Genomic DNA, 16,991 nt, shown 5'->3' with positions numbered 1-16,991 from the left:
ATGGCTTTGCACAATGCGCCGCTGGGCAAGTCCAGCGAATACCCGGATTCTTACAATCCGACCCTGCTGTTCCCGGTGGCGCGGGAGGAAAACCGGCGCCGGCTCGGGCTTGAGGATGGTCGCTGGCCCTGGTTTGGCGAGGATCTGTGGCAGGCCTGGGAAGTCTCCTGGCTGCGGCCCGGTGGTCTGCCTGCAGTTGCCTGGGCCGAGATTGTCGTACCGGCCGCGTCACCATTCATCATCGAATCCAAGTCCCTTAAGCTATATCTGAACTCGCTGAATCAGCACGTGTTCTCCACGGCTGAGCAGATGGTGGAAACGGTTGTCAGTGACCTCTCCAGCGCCTGCGGTGCGGCGGTCCGGGTGAGCCTGCACAGCGTCGATGAGAGTGGGGAGGCCATCGGGCGCCCGGCAGACTATCAGCTGATTGATGACGAGCCCGTCTCCGACGTGGTGTACCAGTATGCCCCGGAATCCCTGGGGGTTGAGGCGGGGGCAGAGCGGGTTACCGAGAGGCTGTGTTCGCACCTGCTCAAGAGTAACTGTCCGGTGACCGGTCAGCCGGATTGGGGAACGTTGCTGATCAGCTACACGGGCCCGAAGATCGATCGTTCGTCCCTGCTGCGGTATATCGTCAGCTTTCGTAACAAGCAGGATTTTCACGAGCATTGCGTGGAAACGGTCTTCACGGATCTCATGGAGAAATGCCAGCCGGCCGAGCTGGCCGTGTGCGCACGTTACACCCGCCGGGGCGGTCTGGACATCAATCCCTGGCGTAGTACGCAGGCAGAGGGCAGTGCCGGTCCGCGGCTGATCCGCCAATAGCTAATGGGGTTTAGCCAAGCTTGCCGGAGTCAGGGAGGTCTTCTTCGGAGCGAAGGCGGTCGGCGGCATCCTCAAGCGCTTCCAGGATGGCCTTGCGTTCCTTCTCGGTGATCTTGTCGGAGTCGAGGTACATGGCAAAACCGCTGTGCTCGTGTTCCAGGAAGCTCCGGTTCGGGCCCATATCGCGGCGGAAATCCACCACCTCATAGATCGGGACCGGCTTGGCGAAGCCCTTGACCGTGATTTCGCCTTTGTCGCGGCACATGATCCTGTCCTTGATCAGTGAGAACGTCTCGTAGGATACGAGGATCTCCCCGGGTTCAGCCAGGGATTCGAGCCGGCTCGCCAGGTTTACTTCCTTGCCGATAATGGTGTAATCCATCCGGTTTTCGGCGCCGAAGTTACCAACAGTCGTATACCCGGTGCTGATCCCCATGCGGATCTGCAGGGGAGTCTTGATGCCCTGGCTGCGCCACTTCTGGCGCATGATCTTCATGTGTTTGCGCATCTCGATGGCCATGGAGACGCAGGCAAAGGCATCCTCCTTCTGGCCCCGGCTGGTGGGATCCCCGAAGAACACCATGATCGAGTCACCGACAAACTTGTCAATGGTCCCGCCGTATTTCAGGGCCACCTCGGACATACCGTTGAAGTAGTGGTTGAGCAGTTCGGTCAGGGCCTCCGGCTCCATTTCTTCTGAAAGCTCGGTGAACCCCTTGATGTCCGAGAAGAAGACCGCGAGTTTCTTGCGCTGGGTTTCGAGGCGGACATCCCGCTCACCGGTAAAGATTGACTGCCAGACCTGGGGAGACAGGTACTTGGACAGCTTGTGGGAGAGCGCAATCGATTGTTCCCGCTGGTTCTGGATCTGGGTTTTGGCCAGCATCAGGGCACGAGCCTGCTGGTGCGAATAGAAAGCCGTTACGCAGATATAGATGCCGGTGGCCAGGACCGCGCTGATGCTGGTCAGCAGGGGGGCCTGGAATGAATCCGCCGGGCCAGCCAGGGCGACTCCGGATGCCATCGCGGCAGCCATCAGGGTCGTCCCCAGCAGCCATTGACGAATACCGCCGATAATCAGGCAGCTGAACATCATCATCAGGGAAACCGAAACCGCGGGAACGGCGACCAGGCCGGTAAGACCGATGAAGGAGCCGCCCAACACGCAGTCCACCAGCAGCATCTTCTGGCGAATTCGGGGTGAGCGGTTCAGGAAGGTTTTCCGGGTCAGCAGATGGGCGATGTGAGGCCAGAGCAGGGCGCCGGCAACCAGCCACAACAGCCACTGGTCGAACGCGCTTTGCAGAACGCCAATAACGATGATGACCGCAGTGACGGTGTAAGCCAGGATGCGCCCGCTGTAGTCCGGCATCGGGGGGACAGCCGTTGAACTGTTGCCCTGGTCGTGGGCCAGCGCATTACCGGCGCTGCCACTTGCATTTCGCAACTCCGCAGAGGCGCTCATCATCTCAGAAACGAATCCTGCCAATCAGCATGTCTCGAAACATAACCCAGTCCCCCATCAGACTGTATAGTGGGTATTTGAAGGTAGCCGGGCGATTCTTTTCGAACTTGAAGTGGCCCACCCAGGCGAAGCCGTATCCGATAACCGGTAGCGCCAGCAGCCACAGCAGTTTGCCTGAGGTGATCGCCCACACTGCGACGATCAGAACCAGCAGACTGCCGGCAAAATGCAGGCGGCGGCAGGTTACATCACTGTGTTCTTCCAGATAGTAAGGATAGAATTCTGAAAAGTTGCGAAATCCGTTCTGGTCATTCATGGTGCTGCCACTTCATTTATAGTTGTTAACATGGGCCAACCAGAATTGAAGGTTACCAGTATTACGTATAAGCCACAATTCACGTGTGGGCTTCCAGACGGCGCTTTTTGAACACATTTCTTCCTGACAGCGAGTGGATATGACGTCAGTTACCGAGTTTCTTCTCAATCGCAGTTCCCAGCCGCGTCTCACAGCGCCGGCCCCCGACCGCGCGACCCTCGAAAAGGCCTTTGCCTGTGCCGCCCGGGCGCCGGATCACGCACTGTTGCGACCCTGGCGCTATCTGGTGATCGAAGGGGAGGGGTTGGAGCAGCTGGGCAATCTGTTTGCATCCACTTGCCCCAATAATGCAGACGAGTCCGAGATCGAGAAACTCCGCCGTGCTCCGCTGCGCGCGCCGATGATTGTCGTCGGGATTGTGTCACCGAGCGAGCATCCCAAGGTCCCGGAGGTTGAGCAGCTGTTGTCTGCGGGTACCGGCATGAGCTTTCTGGAGTTGGCGCTTCAGGAGGCTGGATTCGGCGTCATGTGGCGTACCGGGCCGATCGCGTATCACCCTGCAGTCCGGGAGGGGCTGGGCCTGTCGGAGCATGAATCCATCATCGGTTTTCTCTATACCGGAACGGTCGCCATGGAGAAGCCGAGGGTGCCCCGCCCCGACGTTCACGAGTTCGTGTCGGACTGGCCGCCGGAACGCCCGTAATGTTATTGCTTTCGAAAATAACGTCAGTATAATCCCCCACACTCTCCGATGGCGGCGTGGTGAAATTGGTAGACACGACGGATTCAAAATCCGTTGGGGTAAAACCCGTGGCGGTTCGAGTCCGCCCGCCGCTACCATCTTCCTGCAGTCTCGAAACCAGTCCATCCCATGAACGTCTCCGACTTTTATTTTGACCTCCCGGACGAGTTGATCGCCCGGTATCCGCTCAAGGAGCGCAGTGCCTCCCGTTTGCTGTGCCTGGAGGGTCTGACCGGCAAGCTTGATCACCTTCGGTTCACAGACCTGCGGGATCTGGTCCAGGAAGGCGACCTGCTGGTTTTCAATGATACCCGGGTGATTCCCGCACGGTTGTTCGGCAAGAAGGAAACCGGGGGCCAGGTGGAAGTACTGGTCGAGCGGGTAACCGGTGAGCACGAGATCCTTGCCCATGTTCGCGCTTCCAAGGCGCTCAAGGACGGACAGAAGGTCATCCTCGAGGACGGCAGCGTGCTGCGCATGGTCGGGCGGCAGGAGGCACTGTTCCGGTTGGAGACCGAAACCGGTGAACCTGTGCTTGAACTGCTCGATCGCATCGGCCATATGCCGCTGCCTCCCTATGTTGACCGCCCGGACGAATCCTCTGACCGGGAGCGTTACCAGACCGTCTATGCCCGCGAGGCCGGTGCGGTGGCAGCGCCAACGGCAGGATTGCACTTTGACGAGGCGATGCTGGAGCAGCTTGAGGCGCGGGGGGTCGAAGCCACCTTTGTTACGCTGCATGTGGGTGCCGGTACGTTTCAGCCGGTGCGTGTGGACCGTATCGAAGATCACGTGATGCATAGCGAGGTGGCGCACGTGCCCGAGGAAACCGTCGAGGCGATCGAACGCACCCGTGCGCGTGGCGGTCGTGTCATCGCTGTCGGGACCACATCGGTACGTTCGCTTGAGTCGGCAAGCCGGGGAGGTCGCGTCCGGGTCTTTCGGGGTGAGACCGACATTTTCATCCACCCGGGCTATCGCTTCCAGACGGTGGATGCCCTGATTACCAATTTCCACTTGCCGGAATCGACCCTGATCATGCTGGTCAGTGCCTTTGCCGGTTACGACAACGTGATGGCGGCTTACCGGGAGGCAGTGGCAGAGCGTTATCGTTTCTTCAGCTACGGTGATGCCATGTTCATCACAAGCCAGGAGCCCAGCCGGGGTATGCTCCTGGGGGCATCTGCCAGCGTTGCAACTACCGAATCCGACGAGTCCGGAGAATCATCGTGACCAATTCCTGCTTCATGTCTTTCGAGAAAATCACCGAAGACGGTCGGGCCCGGCGCGGCCGGCTGACGTTTCCCCGGGGCGTTGTCGAAACGCCGGCATTCATGCCCGTGGGCACCTACGGAACCGTCAAGGGTATGCTGCCTCGTGATATCCACGAGATCGGCGCCCATATCATTCTGGGTAATACCTTCCATTTGATGCTCCGGCCCGGTACCGAAGTGGTCAAGGCTCATGGTGACCTGCATGACTTCACCCAATGGCAGGGGCCGATTCTGACAGACTCAGGCGGTTTCCAGGTATTCAGCCTGGGCGACATGCGCAAGATCACGGAAGAGGGCGTCACCTTCCGGTCGCCGGTGGACGGCTCGAAAGTGGAGTTGTCACCGGAAATTGCAATTCAGGTGCAGCGCGATCTCGGTTCGGACATCGTCATGATCTTTGACGAGTGTACACCGTATCCGGCAACCGAAAAGCAGGCCCGGGAATCCATGCAGCTCTCGCTCCGGTGGGCAGAGCGCAGCAAGAAAGCCCATGATGGAAATCCGGCAGCGCTGTTCGGTATTGTTCAGGGTGGCATGTACGAGGATTTGCGTGATCAGTCCCTTGCCGGTCTCACCGAGATCGGTTTCGATGGCTATGCCATCGGTGGCCTGTCAGTCGGGGAACCCAAGGAAGACATGATCCGCATCCTCGATCACCTGCCGCCGAAAATGCCCGAAGACAAACCCCGCTACCTGATGGGGGTCGGTCGCCCGGAAGATATCGTCGAGGCGGTTCGTCGTGGGGTCGACATGTTCGATTGTGTAATGCCCACGAGGAACGCCCGCAACGGTTACCTGTTTACCTCCACCGGCATCATCAAGATCCGTAATGCCCGTCACCGCCATGATACCGGTCCGCTGGATGAGCGCTGTGACTGCTACACGTGCCAGAATTTTTCGAGAAGTTATCTGCATCATCTGGATAAATGTGGAGAAATGCTCGGGGCACAGTTGAATACCATTCATAACCTGCGGTTCTACCAGAACCTGATGGCCGGATTGCGTGGTGCCATTGAAGCAGGTACATTGTCGGACTTTGTAAGCGACTTCTACGCCCTTCGCGGCGAATCGGTGCCGCCGCTGGCCGGTGCCTGAACGAATTGCCAAACCAACGGAGACAATCAATGAAATCAATGAAATTTCTTGTTGCTGGACTGATGGCCCTGATGCCTGCACTGGCGATGGCCCAGGATCCGGCAGCCCAGGGCATGGGCGTGATGGGGCAGGTGATCTTCTTCGCCGGCTTTATCCTGATTTTCTACTTCCTGATCTGGCGCCCCCAGTCCAAGCGTGCCAAAGAGCACAAGGCGCTCATGTCCGGCCTGAACAAGGGTGATGAGGTTGTGACTTCCGGTGGTGTTGCCGGCAAGATCACCAAAGTGACTGATGACTTCATCGTGATCGAAGTAGCCGACAACGTCGAAATCAAGGTTCAGAAGGTTGCCGTTGCCGCAGCCCTGCCAAAAGGTACCCTGAAGGATATCTGATCCAGGCTATCTGCCTTCCCAGGAACCTGCCTGTCTGATTCTTTCTGGCTGACAACCACGGCCGGCCCCGGGGCCGGCTATTAAGGGAACCCATGCTGAACAAGTATCCGCTCTGGAAAAACCTGGTTATCCTGGTCGCGCTCGTGATCGGGTTTATCTACGCTCTGCCCAACCTTTTCCCCGATGATTTCGCCATCCAGATTACTGGCGCCCGAAGCAGCACCGAAGTGAATGAACGTGTGCTGAACCGGGCGGTCCAGGCGCTGGAGGCCGAGGGCATCGAGGTGAAAAGCAGTTCTCTGCAAGAGCGTGATGCCCTGATTCGCCTGACCAGTTCTGATGATCAGCTCAAGGCCCGCCCCACGGTCCAGCAAGCGCTGGGTAACGAATACCTGGTGGCGCTGAATATGGCTGCATCCACCCCCGACTGGCTCAAAGCTGTCGGTGCCGGCCCCATGAAACTGGGGCTGGATCTGCGCGGGGGGGTCCACTTCCTGCTGGAAGTGGATATGGATACTGCTGTTCAGCAGCGGCTTGAGGCCCTGTCCAGTCAGATCAAGCGTGAGCTCCGGGAAGAGCGGGTTCGGTATCGTGGCGGTGATGTGGTCGCCGGTGATCGCCAGATCGTTCTGAGTTTCCGCGATGAGGGCTCCCGCTCCGAGGCATTTGATCTGGTGAGGGACCAATACAACCAGTTCCTCCTGGACGAGCAGACGCAGGATGATGAGTTCCGGCTGGTGCTGTCACTGTCAGAGGCGGAGGTGAAGTCCATCCAGGAGTATGCCCTGGAGCAGAACCTGACCACCATTCGCAACCGGGTCAACGAGCTGGGTGTGGCGGAGCCGCTGGTCCAGCGTCAGGGCACCGATCGCATCATTGTTGAGTTGCCCGGCGTTCAGGATACCGCGCAGGCCAAGCGGGTACTGGGTGCTACCGCCAATCTGGAGTTCCGGCTTGAGGCGCGTCCCGATGCCCCGGCCGGCGAGACCGAGCAGTACAGCTTCCGGGACAACCCGCAGCGTACTGCCCGCCTCGAGCGTGATGTCATCGTAACCGGCAATAATGTGGCCAATGCCCAGCAGGCATTCGACGAGAACGGCCAGCCGCAGGTCAATATCACCATGGATTCCGTGGGCGGTGACCTGATGAATCGGGCGACACGAAACGCCATTGGCCGTCGTATGGCGGTGCTGTTCATCGAATACCGGACCGAAACCGAAAGCCGGATGGTGGATGGAGAGCCCACCATGGTCGAGAAGCGGGTCGTGGAGAAGGGCATTATCAGTCTCGCCACCATTCAGTCTGCGCTGGGCAGCAGTTTCCGGATCACCGGTCTGGATTCCATTCCCGAGGCGTCCGAGCTGGCGCTGTTGCTGCGTGCGGGCGCACTGGCTGCTCCCATGTACTTCGTGCAGGAGCGGACTATCGGGCCAAGCCTGGGGCAGAAAAACATCGACGCGGGCATGATGTCGGTGGCGCTGGGCTTTGCCCTGGTCCTGGTCTACATGATCATCTACTACCGGGGATTCGGGCTGATCGCCAACGTCTCCCTGACTCTCAACCTCATGTTGTTGATTGCCTGTATGTCCATCCTGTCCGCAACGCTCACCTTGCCGGGTATTGCCGGTATCGTGCTGACCGTTGGTATGGCGGTGGATGCCAACGTTCTGATATTCGAGCGCATACGTGAAGAGCTGAGAGCAGGAGTTGCGCCGCAACTCGCAATCAACGCGGGTTATTCCCGGGCGTTCGTGTCGATCTTTGATGCCAACATCACCACTCTGCTGGTGGCGGTGATCCTGTTCGCCATGGGATCCGGCCCGGTCAAGGGCTTCGCCGTTACCCTGTGCATCGGTATTCTCACGTCGATGTTCTCCGGACTGATGGTCAGTCGCAGTATCGTGAATCTTGTGTATGGCGGTCGGAAGATCGGAAAGCTGTCGATTGGAGGGAAGCTCGCAAATGTCTGAGCTGGAGAATAAACCGTTTGATTTTATGGGGTTCCGGAAGGCCGCTTCCGTCCTCTCCATCGCCCTGATCATTGCCTCGATTGCACTGCTGGCGGCGCGCGGCCTCAATCTGGGTATGGATTTTACCGGGGGCACCTCCGTTGAATTCGAGTATGTCGAGGCGCCGTCACTGGATAATATCCGTAGCCAGCTGGATGAGGCCGGTTTCGAGAAATTCGTGGTTCAGAATTTCGGGTCCGATACCACAATCCTGATTCGCCTGGCAGAAGCGGGCAATGACGAGCTGGCTGTTGAGGTCGCATCTGCCCTGAAAGGGGGAGGTGCAGAGTTCGAGCTGATCAGCTCCGAATTCATCGGCTCCCAGGTGGGCGAGCAGCTGAAGGAAGACAGCGGCCTCGGCCTGTTGTTGGCACTGGCGGTTGTGCTCATCTACGTGGGCATGCGCTTCCAGTTCAAGTTTGGCATCGCCTCGGTGTTGCCGCTGGCTCACGATGTGATCATTGTCCTGGGCGTGTTCGCGCTGTTCCAGTGGACCTTTGACCTGACCGTGCTGGCCGCCTTGCTGGCCGTGATCGGTTATTCTCTCAACGACACCATCGTTGTTGCGGACCGTATCCGGGAAAACTTCCGGAAGATGCGGGTAGGGGATGCCTGGGACATCATTAACACCTCGATCCATCAAACCATCAGTCGGACCATCAACACATCCGGAACGACATTGGTGGTGCTGTTCGCGCTCTACCTTTTCGGCGGTGAAGCCATCAACAATTTTGCGCTGGCGTTGATTATCGGTGTTCTGGTGGGTACCTATTCCTCGATCTATGTATCAGCCAACCTGCTGATCGCGTTCGGTGTGTCCCGTGAGGACATGATGCTGCCGGTCAAGGAGGGCGCCGCAGGACAGGAAGAGGATGAAGAGCCGCCCGAATGGCTCAACCGGATGTGAATTCCGGCCATAAAAAAACCGCCACTCCCTGGAGTTGGCGGTTTTTTTTTTGGCTTGCGGAAATTGCCGGTCAGCGCGGCAGGCGTCCCCGGAAGGGGTGTAGCGTCTTCAGGACTTCCCGGAAGAGTTTCGGGTTGGCCACGACCAGCTGCCGTGCATTGCCGGTGGACGGGTTGCCGGAGAAGTCGCCGGTCAGCGCACCGGATTCCATGGCCAGTGTCACGCCGAGGTCCAGGTCGGCTGCTTCCGGGCGGAAGATGACGGCGGCGTCCAGGCTGCCGGAGGCAACTCGCGCAATATCCAGGACCACACAACCCGAGCTGCGGAACATGGCCGAATCATGGGCGATGACCGAAGCCATTTCGCCCCAGAGCTGTGAGTTTTCGCTCTTGCGGGCCTGGTCCATCAGGTTGGTGGCAATCGCTGCCTTGTCGATCTGCTTGATTTCGGAAGTGCGTACCCGACGGCTGTTCAGGGCTGCACCGTGCCCCCGGGATGCGGAATACTCCTCGCCGGTGATCGGGTTTACGATCAGCAGGTTTTCAGTGCGGTTGTTACGCTTCTGGGAGAGAGCCAGAACGAAGTCCGGGATCCCGCGCAGGAAGTTTTCGCGGCCCAGCACCGGAAAGATGTGCCAGCTCTTTTCACTGGTGCCGGCGCTGGCTTCGTTCAACGGGGCAATCGTGTGGTCCTTGTAGGACTTCTCGAGCTGCTCCTTGAAATTGTCATAAATGGACTGCTCAACCCGATCCAGCTGGCGGCGACGTTCGCTCTCGTCCTTGCCATTGGGTTCCTGGCGCTCGAAATGGGCTTTCAGGTAGTCGGACCCCTGACGCGCAACGCGCAGGGCCATTTTGATTGCTGGTTGCATCTGAGTGTTCATTATCCAGGTGTGTGGAGGCCGGCTATGATAGCAAAAGATGACCTGCCTTGTATGTTTTTTGACTCCGGAAAACCACGGATGGCGGTGGGTTACGGAATTTCCGGAGAGGTGGAAGGGTGGTGGTTCTGGTATCATGTCGCGTTTGGTTCACTCTGCAGACAGAAACGGGCTTTTGACGATGCACAAACCCGCGCTCCCCCTGGAAGGCACGGACACCTACAACGACCGGATTCGCATTGTTCTGGTTGAAACCTCCCACTCGGGAAACATTGGCGCGGTTGCCCGGGCCATGAAGAATATGGGGCTGGGGAATCTGTGTCTCGTCAATCCCAGATCCTTCCCCGATGAGGCTTCATACGCCCGTTCCTCCGGTGCCGCGGACGTGCTCGACCGGGCGCAGGTGGTCAGTAGCCTGGAAGAGGCTATCGAGGATTGTGTACTGGTGATGGGAACCAGCGCCCGTGGCCGGAAGGTTCCCTGGCCAGTGATGCCGCCACCCGAAGCGGCTGAAACCGCGTCAGAAGCAACAGCCGGCGGCACGGTCGCGCTGGTGTTCGGGCGTGAGAACAATGGCCTGAGTAATGACGAACTCCAGCATTGTCACCACCACATCCATATCCCTTCCAATCCGGAATACAGCTCTCTGAATCTGGCGATGGCGGTACAGGTGATGTGTTACGAATTGAGGATGTTTTACCTGCGTAACCTTGAAGGTGACGAGGTTAGCCCATACCTCAAGCCCATGTCGGCGCCGGGCGACGCCGGCTGGGATGTGTCTCCGGCCTCGGTCAGGGATGTGGAAGGTTTCTTCGAGCATCTGGAGCAGATGCTGGTGGACGTGGAATTTCATCGGCGCGAGAATCCGCGCCAGCTTATGACTCGCTTGCGGAGGCTTTTCCAGCGAGCCAGACTGGATCAGATGGAGGTCAATATTCTCCGCGGCATCCTGACGGCCGCCCAGAAGGCTGCCGCAAAGGCACCGAATCAACGTCAATCCACCGATGGAGAGTCATCGGCGACGGGACAGGAAAAAGGCCATGTTTGAACGACTGAGGGAAGACATTAACAGTGTTTTTCACCGGGATCCGGCGGCGCGGAACACGTTTGAGGTTCTGACCAATTACCCCGGCCTCCATGCGCTGCTGTTTCACCGGTTTGCCCACTGGCTCTGGAAACTGGGGCTGAAGTGGCTGGCGAGGACGATATCGACTATTGCCCGTTGGCTCACCGGTATCGAGATCCATCCCGGGGCGACGATTGGCCGCCGGTTCTTCATTGATCACGGCATGGGTGTTGTAATCGGTGAGACGACCGTTATCGGGGATGATGTGACGCTTTACCAGGGTGTGACTCTCGGAGGTACCAGCTGGAACAAGGGTAAGCGCCATCCGACCATTGGTGATGGTGTGGTGATCGGTGCCGGCGCCAAGATCCTTGGGCCTTTTGAGGTAGGTGAGGGCGCGAAGGTCGGTTCGAACTCGGTCGTGACCAAAGAGGTCCCGGCGGGGGCCACCGTGGTCGGTATTCCGGGGCGGGTGATCGTCAAGCGCAAGTCCGAAGACGATCTTCGCCGCAAGGAGATGGAAGAGCGTATGGGCTTCGATGCCTACGGTGTCACGGAGGAAATGCCGGACCCCGTGGCTCGGGCCATGCGGGCACTCCTTGATCACATGCATGCAGTCGATGACCGCATTGAAAACATGTGCAAAGCCATCCGGAAGGTTAACAGTGAATACCAGAACGGAGAGTTGCCGCCGCTGGATGAAGAGGACTTTGACTGCGTCCGGGATGACACGGATACGCGGAGTTGAATACTTGACTGAATTACTTGGTCAATTCATACTCGCACCTGTTAATCGAGATTCAATCCCATCACGGGGCTGACGCCATGAAACTGACCACCAAAGGCCGCTATGCTGTTACGGCGATGTTGGACCTGGCCCTCCACGGGGATCAGGGGCCGGTCAGTCTGGCGGATATATCGTCCCGGCAGGAAATCTCGCTATCCTACCTGGAACAGCTGTTCTCCCGTCTGCGTCGCCAGAAACTGGTTGTCAGCATCCGTGGCCCCGGTGGTGGTTACCGCCTGAGCCGGGATGCGGATCGTGTCTATATCGCGGAAGTGGTTGATGCGGTCAGCGAGTCCCTTGATACCACGCGCTGTGGAAACAAGGGCGACTGCCAGAACGGGGAGAAGTGCCTTACCCACCATCTCTGGTCTGATCTGAGTGATCAGATTCATCAGTTTCTCAGTGAGATCAGTCTCGGGGATCTGATGAAAAAGCATGAAATCCGTCAGGTTGCGGATCGTCAGAACCGTCGCCAGGACGGCAAGGATTCTGAAACCATCAACACCGACCGTCTGACCGACCAGGCGCCGGCCTGATACAGAACGTTCTTACAGATCATGAAAAAGCCCGTATATCTCGATTACGCGGCAACGACGCCCGTTGATCCCGTTGTTGCCGATGAAATGGCCAAATACCTCACGCTCGATGGAGTGTTCGGTAACCCGGCTTCCCGTTCCCATGCCTATGGCTGGCAAGCCGAGGCCGCAGTTGAAGCGGCCCGGCGGCAGGTTGCCGACCTGATTTCGGCGGATCCGCGGGAAATTGTCTGGACCTCCGGTGCCACTGAATCCGATAACCTGGCCATCAAGGGTGCGGTGGGTGATCGCAGCGATGTTCATGTCATCACCTCCAGGATTGAGCACAAGGCCGTCATCGATACCTGCAAATGGCTCGAAAGCCGTGGTATCGAGGTGACCTGGCTGGATCCGGATCCGGACGGGCGTATTCCCCTGGAAAAGGTGACTGCAGCACTCAGGGATAACACGGTCCTGGTCAGCCTGATGTTGGTTAACAACGAACTGGGCTGCATCACGGACATCGCGGCGATCGGCAGCGAACTCCGTGACCGGGGAGTGCTGTTCCATGTGGATGCCGCGCAGGCGGCGGGCAAGATGCCCGTTAACCTTAATCAGGTACCCGTGGACCTGTTGTCCCTGTCCGGGCACAAAGTGTACGGACCCAAGGGGATCGGTGCGCTCTATGTCCGCCGTTCACCAGACGTTCGGATCGAAGCCCAGATGCATGGCGGTGGCCATGAGCGGGGGATGCGTTCCGGCACGTTGCCGACTCACCAGATTGTCGGAATGGGTAAAGCCTTTGCGATCGCCGCTGAGGGCCTTGAGGCGGAAATGGCGCGTCTGGAATCGCTGCGCTCGGCGTTTCTGAAAGGGCTCGACGGCCTTGAGGGTGTGACCCTGAACGGAAGCGAGTCCCACCGGGTGCCGGGTCTGATCAATCTCTCGTTCGAGGGCGTGGAGGCGGAGTCCCTGATGCTCGGGTTGCGGGATCTGGCGGTCTCATCCGGTTCTGCCTGTGCATCGGCAACCATCGAGCCTTCCTTCGTGTTGCGAGGTATTGGCCTGAGCGATGAACAGGCGCATCGCGCGCTGCGCTTTTCCATGGGACGGTTTACCACCGAGGAAGAAGTCGCCTTCGCAAGTTCGCAAATCGTTGATGTCGTTACCCGCCTGCGTTCTGTGCGGTAGGCAGTAGGCCCCGGACTGCGTATAATCGCAGGCCTGAATTTTTAACCCGAACCATACTGGAGACTTACCATGGCAAATGAGCGCACGCTCTCTATCATCAAACCCGACGCAGTCGCCAAGAACGTAATCGGCGAGATCTACAGCCGTTTCGAAAAGGCTGGTCTGCAGATTGTTGCCGCCAAGATGATGCACCTGACCCAGGAGCAGGCTGAAGGCTTCTACGCTGAGCACAAAGAGCGTCCGTTCTTTAATGACCTGGTAGCGTTCATGACTTCCGGTCCGGTTGTGGTTCAGGTTCTGGAAGGCGAAGGCGCCATCCTGAAGAACCGTGACCTGATGGGTGCCACCAACCCGAAGGAAGCCGATGCCGGCACCATCCGCGCCGATTTCGCATCTTCTATTGATGCCAACGCCGTTCACGGCTCCGATTCCGCGGCTTCAGCCGAGCGCGAAATCGCTTACTTCTTCAATGACAACGAGATCTGCCCGCGCGGCTGATCTGGTTGTAAGGGGCAGCCTCCGCTGCCCCGAATTGGTTATTTGATCGAGGTTATGAAATGACAGCTGCTGCTGAAAAAACCAATCTGCTGGGGATGCCCAAGGCCAAGCTCGAGGCCTTCTTCGAGTCCCTCGGCGAGAAGCGCTTCCGTGCGCAGCAGGTGCTGCAGTGGATCCACCAGCGTGGTGTGGATGACTTCGACCAAATGACCAATATGAGCAAGGCGCTCCGGGAAAAGCTCAAGGAAGTGGCAGAGGTTCGGGGGCCGGAGGTCGTTTACGACGAAACCTCGAAGGATGGTACCCGGAAGTGGGTCATGCGCATGGATAACGGCAACAGCGTCGAGACCGTGTTGATTCCCGACGGCGAGCGGGGAACCCTGTGCGTGTCATCCCAGATCGGTTGCAGCCTGGACTGCACCTTCTGCTCTACCGGCAAGCGTGGATTCAACCGGAATCTGACGGCGGCGGAAATTATCGGCCAGGTGTGGGTTGCGCGAAAGGCGTTCATGCCGTTCGACCCCAATGCCGACCGGCCGATTACCAATGTTGTGATGATGGGCATGGGCGAGCCTCTGCTCAACTTCGACAATGTCGTCGACGCCATGAACCTGATGATGGAGGATCTGGCCTACGGGATCTCCAAGCGCAGGGTCACTCTCAGCACCTCTGGGGTCGTACCTGCTCTGGACCGGCTCGGTGAAGTTACCGATGTTTCACTGGCCATTTCGCTCCACGCGCCCAATGATGAATTGCGTAACCAGTTGGTGCCGTTGAATAAAAAGTACCCGATTGCGGAATTGCTCGCGGCAACGCGCAAGTATCTCGGCAGGCTGCCGGACAAACGCAAGGCAACCATCGAGTACACGGTGATCGAGGGGATGAATGACCAGCCGGAGCACGCCCGGCAACTGGTTGCCCTGTTGAAAGGGCTGCCCTGCAAGATCAACCTGATTCCTTTCAACCCGTTCCCCGAGAGCGACTTCCGGCGCCCGAGCATGAATGCGACCCGCCGGTTCCAGACGGTGTTGAATGAAGCAGGTTATATCGCGACCATCCGGACGACCCGGGGGGACGATATTGATGCTGCCTGTGGCCAGCTCGTTGGCAGGGTCGAGGACCGGACTCGCCGGAGCCAACGGTACATTGCAGTGCAGCAGGTTAATCCCTGATTCAGAAACCAGATGCGAGGATTGCAGAACAGTGGTGACTAAACCGGTGATCAGACGTGTTTCCCTTCTGGTGCTAATGTCTCTGACCATGGTGTTTTCCGGATGTGTTACCACCACTGACAGTCGATTCTCCCGCGAAGCCGATCGTCAGGAAGCCCTCGATAATTATGTAACGCTGGCAACCGCGTACATCGGTCAGGGAAACCTTGAGCGCGCAAGGCATCATCTGGATCGGGCCCTCGAACTGGATTCCGATGCGCCGGCCGCACTGGCCGCAATGGGGCTGGTCTACAATTCCGAGGGCGAAGCCGAGCTTGCCGAGTCCAGTTTCCGTAAAGCGATCCGTGCCGATGAAGGCTACACCCGTGCCAGGGTCTATTACGGTGCCTTCCTATACAGTCAGGGCCGGTTCGCCGATGCCCGTGACCAGTTCAGGGCGGCGTCCCGTGATACAGAGTATCCCGACCGTGGCTCCGTGTTCTTCAATCTTGGCATGTCCCAGGAGCGGCTGGATGAGCCGGACAATGCCATCACGTCATACCGCCGGGCAATCGAGTTATCACGAGGCGACGCCCGCCCCCTGCTAGCCTTGTCCCGGGTGCTGGTGGAGCAGGGTGAGTATGAGGCTGCTTCCCGTTACTACAGCCGATTATCCACCGCCATCGCCCGGAATCCACGCATGACGCATTCCGCGGAAAGTCTGTACACCGGCATCCGCATTGCCCGTTATTTCAATAACAAGAACCAGGAGGCGAGCCTGGCGATGTTACTGAAGAACGAATACCCGGAGTCAGTTGAATACCAACAATATAAGGTACTGATTTCTAATGGCCAGTGATGAAAACCCTCAACCAGTGGTAAACGATCCTGTCGGGCTCCAGCTCAAGCGCGCCCGGGAGAAACTGGGGCTTGGAATTGACGATATTGCCCGGGCACAACATCTGCGTCCCGCGATCATCCAGGCCATCGAAAACAGCGAACACACCCGGATCGACAGCGAACTTTTCCTGAAAGGCTATGTCCGGGCCTATGCAAGCCAGGTAGGGCTGGACCCTGACAGCCTGATTGCAAATCTCGACCGCGAGCTGGAACCGCTTCGCGTCGAGCGCGAAAAACAGCATGAAGACAATCCGCTGGTGGACATCGAGCGGCGTCGGCGCCAGAAACGGCGGATGGCGAAGATCCTGATATTGATTCTGGCCGTTGCACTGGCGGGCGTTCTTGCCTACCGCTTTGTCCTGCAGGATGACGGCACGTCCGCGACCGTTGAATCCGTGGAGCAGCCTTCGGAACCGGAGTCGGAACCGGATATGACAACGGCCGGTTCCGCTACCGAGTCGGAGGTGCCGGCGACAGAGGGCGCCGCCGAGTTGGCGCCCCTGGACGATGAGCCGGTATTGTCAGAGGCTGAAACCCCGGCGGGCGAGAGCGTTTCGGAAGAGGCCTCGGAGCCGGCGCCACAGGAAAGTCCGCTTGCGGAACCGGCTGCGGAGTCGGCTGTCGAACAGCCGGTCACGGTCGTTGAGCAGCCGGAGCCCCTTGTGGAGAATCCCGAGGAGCCGGTGGTGGTCGGAGACACAGCACGGCTCCAGATGACGTTCACAGCGGACTGTTGGGTGCAGGTGAGTGATGCCAACGGCAATCGCCTGGTAGCGTCGCTGCAACGCCAGGGCGACAGAGTTGATGTGTCAGGAGATGCGCCCCTCCGGGTCGTGATCGGAGCCGTGGATGCAGTGGGTTCCGTCCGTTTTCAGGGCGAGCCGGTGGACCTTGGTGATTTCAGGGTTGCCAACAACCGTACCGAATTCACGCTGTCCCTCTGACAGGTACAGTCGACATTCTATTGGTCAGTCAGAC

18 protein-coding genes and 1 tRNA gene are annotated in these 16,991 nt (G+C 58.6%); 16 read left to right on the top strand and 3 right to left on the bottom strand.

The annotated features are described in order from the left end of the window. The gene (gene queF / locus MD273_RS08875) at positions 1 to 825 is read left to right on the top strand and encodes an NADPH-dependent 7-cyano-7-deazaguanine reductase QueF (RefSeq protein ID WP_239037374.1); all 825 of its coding nucleotides are present in this window, start codon (positions 1 to 3) and stop codon (positions 823 to 825) included. Between the two features lie 10 nt (positions 826 to 835). On the opposite strand, the gene MD273_RS08870 is transcribed toward queF, so the two are convergent. Beyond that, the gene (locus MD273_RS08870; protein WP_239037373.1) at positions 836 to 2,293 is read right to left on the bottom strand and encodes an adenylate/guanylate cyclase domain-containing protein; all 1,458 of its coding nucleotides are present in this window, start codon (positions 2,291 to 2,293) and stop codon (positions 836 to 838) included. Between the two features lies 1 nt (position 2,294). Further along, positions 2,295 to 2,606 carry an Mpo1-like protein gene (locus MD273_RS08865; protein WP_239037372.1) on the bottom strand — a complete coding sequence of 104 codons (312 nt, stop codon included), beginning with the start codon at positions 2,604 to 2,606 and terminating at the stop codon, positions 2,295 to 2,297. 139 nt (positions 2,607 to 2,745) lie between these two features. On the opposite strand from MD273_RS08865, the gene MD273_RS08860 reads away from it, so the two are divergent. From MD273_RS08860 to secF, 7 genes are all read left to right on the top strand, one after another. Continuing rightward, positions 2,746 to 3,309, top strand: coding sequence for a nitroreductase family protein (locus tag MD273_RS08860; RefSeq protein WP_239037371.1), 564 nt, complete (start codon positions 2,746 to 2,748; stop codon positions 3,307 to 3,309). Positions 3,310 to 3,359: 50 nt separating this feature from the next. Then, a tRNA-Leu gene (locus tag MD273_RS08855) sits at positions 3,360 to 3,446 on the top strand. A gap of 31 nt (positions 3,447 to 3,477) precedes the next feature. Next, positions 3,478 to 4,581 carry a tRNA preQ1(34) S-adenosylmethionine ribosyltransferase-isomerase QueA gene (queA, locus tag MD273_RS08850; protein ID WP_239037370.1) on the top strand — a complete coding sequence of 368 codons (1,104 nt, stop codon included), beginning with the start codon at positions 3,478 to 3,480 and terminating at the stop codon, positions 4,579 to 4,581. Positions 4,582 to 4,595: 14 nt separating this feature from the next. Beyond that, positions 4,596 to 5,717 (top strand): tRNA guanosine(34) transglycosylase Tgt, encoded by a 1,122-nt coding sequence (tgt, locus tag MD273_RS08845; protein WP_239037635.1) that lies wholly within the window; start codon positions 4,596 to 4,598, stop codon positions 5,715 to 5,717. Between the two features lie 29 nt (positions 5,718 to 5,746). Continuing rightward, a complete protein-coding gene (yajC, locus tag MD273_RS08840; RefSeq protein ID WP_092002558.1) occupies positions 5,747 to 6,109 on the top strand; it encodes a preprotein translocase subunit YajC in 363 nt (120 codons plus the stop codon). Positions 6,110 to 6,201: 92 nt separating this feature from the next. After that, a complete protein-coding gene (gene secD, locus MD273_RS08835) occupies positions 6,202 to 8,079 on the top strand; it encodes a protein translocase subunit SecD (protein WP_239037369.1) in 1,878 nt (625 codons plus the stop codon). Next, positions 8,072 to 9,025 (top strand): protein translocase subunit SecF, encoded by a 954-nt coding sequence (secF, locus tag MD273_RS08830; RefSeq protein ID WP_239037368.1) that lies wholly within the window; start codon positions 8,072 to 8,074, stop codon positions 9,023 to 9,025. Before secD ends, secF begins: the two co-directional genes overlap by 8 nt. Before the next feature lie 70 nt (positions 9,026 to 9,095). Here secF and MD273_RS08825 read toward each other — a convergent pair whose 3' ends face one another. Further along, positions 9,096 to 9,896 (bottom strand): inositol monophosphatase family protein, encoded by an 801-nt coding sequence (locus MD273_RS08825; protein WP_239037367.1) that lies wholly within the window; start codon positions 9,894 to 9,896, stop codon positions 9,096 to 9,098. A gap of 190 nt (positions 9,897 to 10,086) precedes the next feature. Between MD273_RS08825 and trmJ the strand changes: the two genes are divergently transcribed. From trmJ to MD273_RS08785, 8 genes are all read left to right on the top strand, one after another. Further along, complete coding sequence (gene trmJ, locus MD273_RS08820; RefSeq protein WP_239037366.1) at positions 10,087 to 10,953, top strand: tRNA (cytosine(32)/uridine(32)-2'-O)-methyltransferase TrmJ; 867 nt, start codon at positions 10,087 to 10,089, stop codon at positions 10,951 to 10,953. Beyond that, complete coding sequence (cysE, locus tag MD273_RS08815; protein ID WP_239037365.1) at positions 10,946 to 11,719, top strand: serine O-acetyltransferase; 774 nt, start codon at positions 10,946 to 10,948, stop codon at positions 11,717 to 11,719. The genes trmJ and cysE overlap by 8 nt, the downstream gene beginning before the upstream one ends. A 77-nt stretch (positions 11,720 to 11,796) precedes the next feature. Then, positions 11,797 to 12,294: a Fe-S cluster assembly transcriptional regulator IscR gene (gene iscR, locus MD273_RS08810; RefSeq protein WP_092002540.1), complete on the top strand. Its 498-nt coding sequence runs from the start codon at positions 11,797 to 11,799 to the stop codon at positions 12,292 to 12,294. A gap of 21 nt (positions 12,295 to 12,315) precedes the next feature. Then, a complete protein-coding gene (locus tag MD273_RS08805; protein ID WP_239037364.1) occupies positions 12,316 to 13,464 on the top strand; it encodes an IscS subfamily cysteine desulfurase in 1,149 nt (382 codons plus the stop codon). Between the two features lie 69 nt (positions 13,465 to 13,533). Next, positions 13,534 to 13,962, top strand: a complete 429-nt coding sequence (ndk, locus tag MD273_RS08800; RefSeq protein WP_239037363.1) for a nucleoside-diphosphate kinase — start codon at positions 13,534 to 13,536, stop codon at positions 13,960 to 13,962. A gap of 59 nt (positions 13,963 to 14,021) precedes the next feature. After that, a complete protein-coding gene (rlmN, locus tag MD273_RS08795) occupies positions 14,022 to 15,134 on the top strand; it encodes a dual-specificity RNA methyltransferase RlmN (protein ID WP_239037362.1) in 1,113 nt (370 codons plus the stop codon). 76 nt (positions 15,135 to 15,210) lie between these two features. Beyond that, positions 15,211 to 15,972, top strand: coding sequence for a type IV pilus biogenesis/stability protein PilW (gene pilW, locus MD273_RS08790; protein ID WP_239037634.1), 762 nt, complete (start codon positions 15,211 to 15,213; stop codon positions 15,970 to 15,972). A 16-nt stretch (positions 15,973 to 15,988) separates the two neighbouring features. Continuing rightward, positions 15,989 to 16,957: a RodZ domain-containing protein gene (locus MD273_RS08785; protein WP_239037361.1), complete on the top strand. Its 969-nt coding sequence runs from the start codon at positions 15,989 to 15,991 to the stop codon at positions 16,955 to 16,957. The last annotated feature ends 34 nt before the right edge of the window (positions 16,958 to 16,991 follow it).

Origin of the sequence: Marinobacter sp. C7, from assembly GCF_022343555.1 — a bacterium.
In the GTDB taxonomy this organism is placed as follows: domain Bacteria; phylum Pseudomonadota; class Gammaproteobacteria; order Pseudomonadales; family Oleiphilaceae; genus Marinobacter.
Note: the sequence above shows the minus strand (reverse complement) of the source record. Positions and strands in the feature narration are given on the sequence as shown.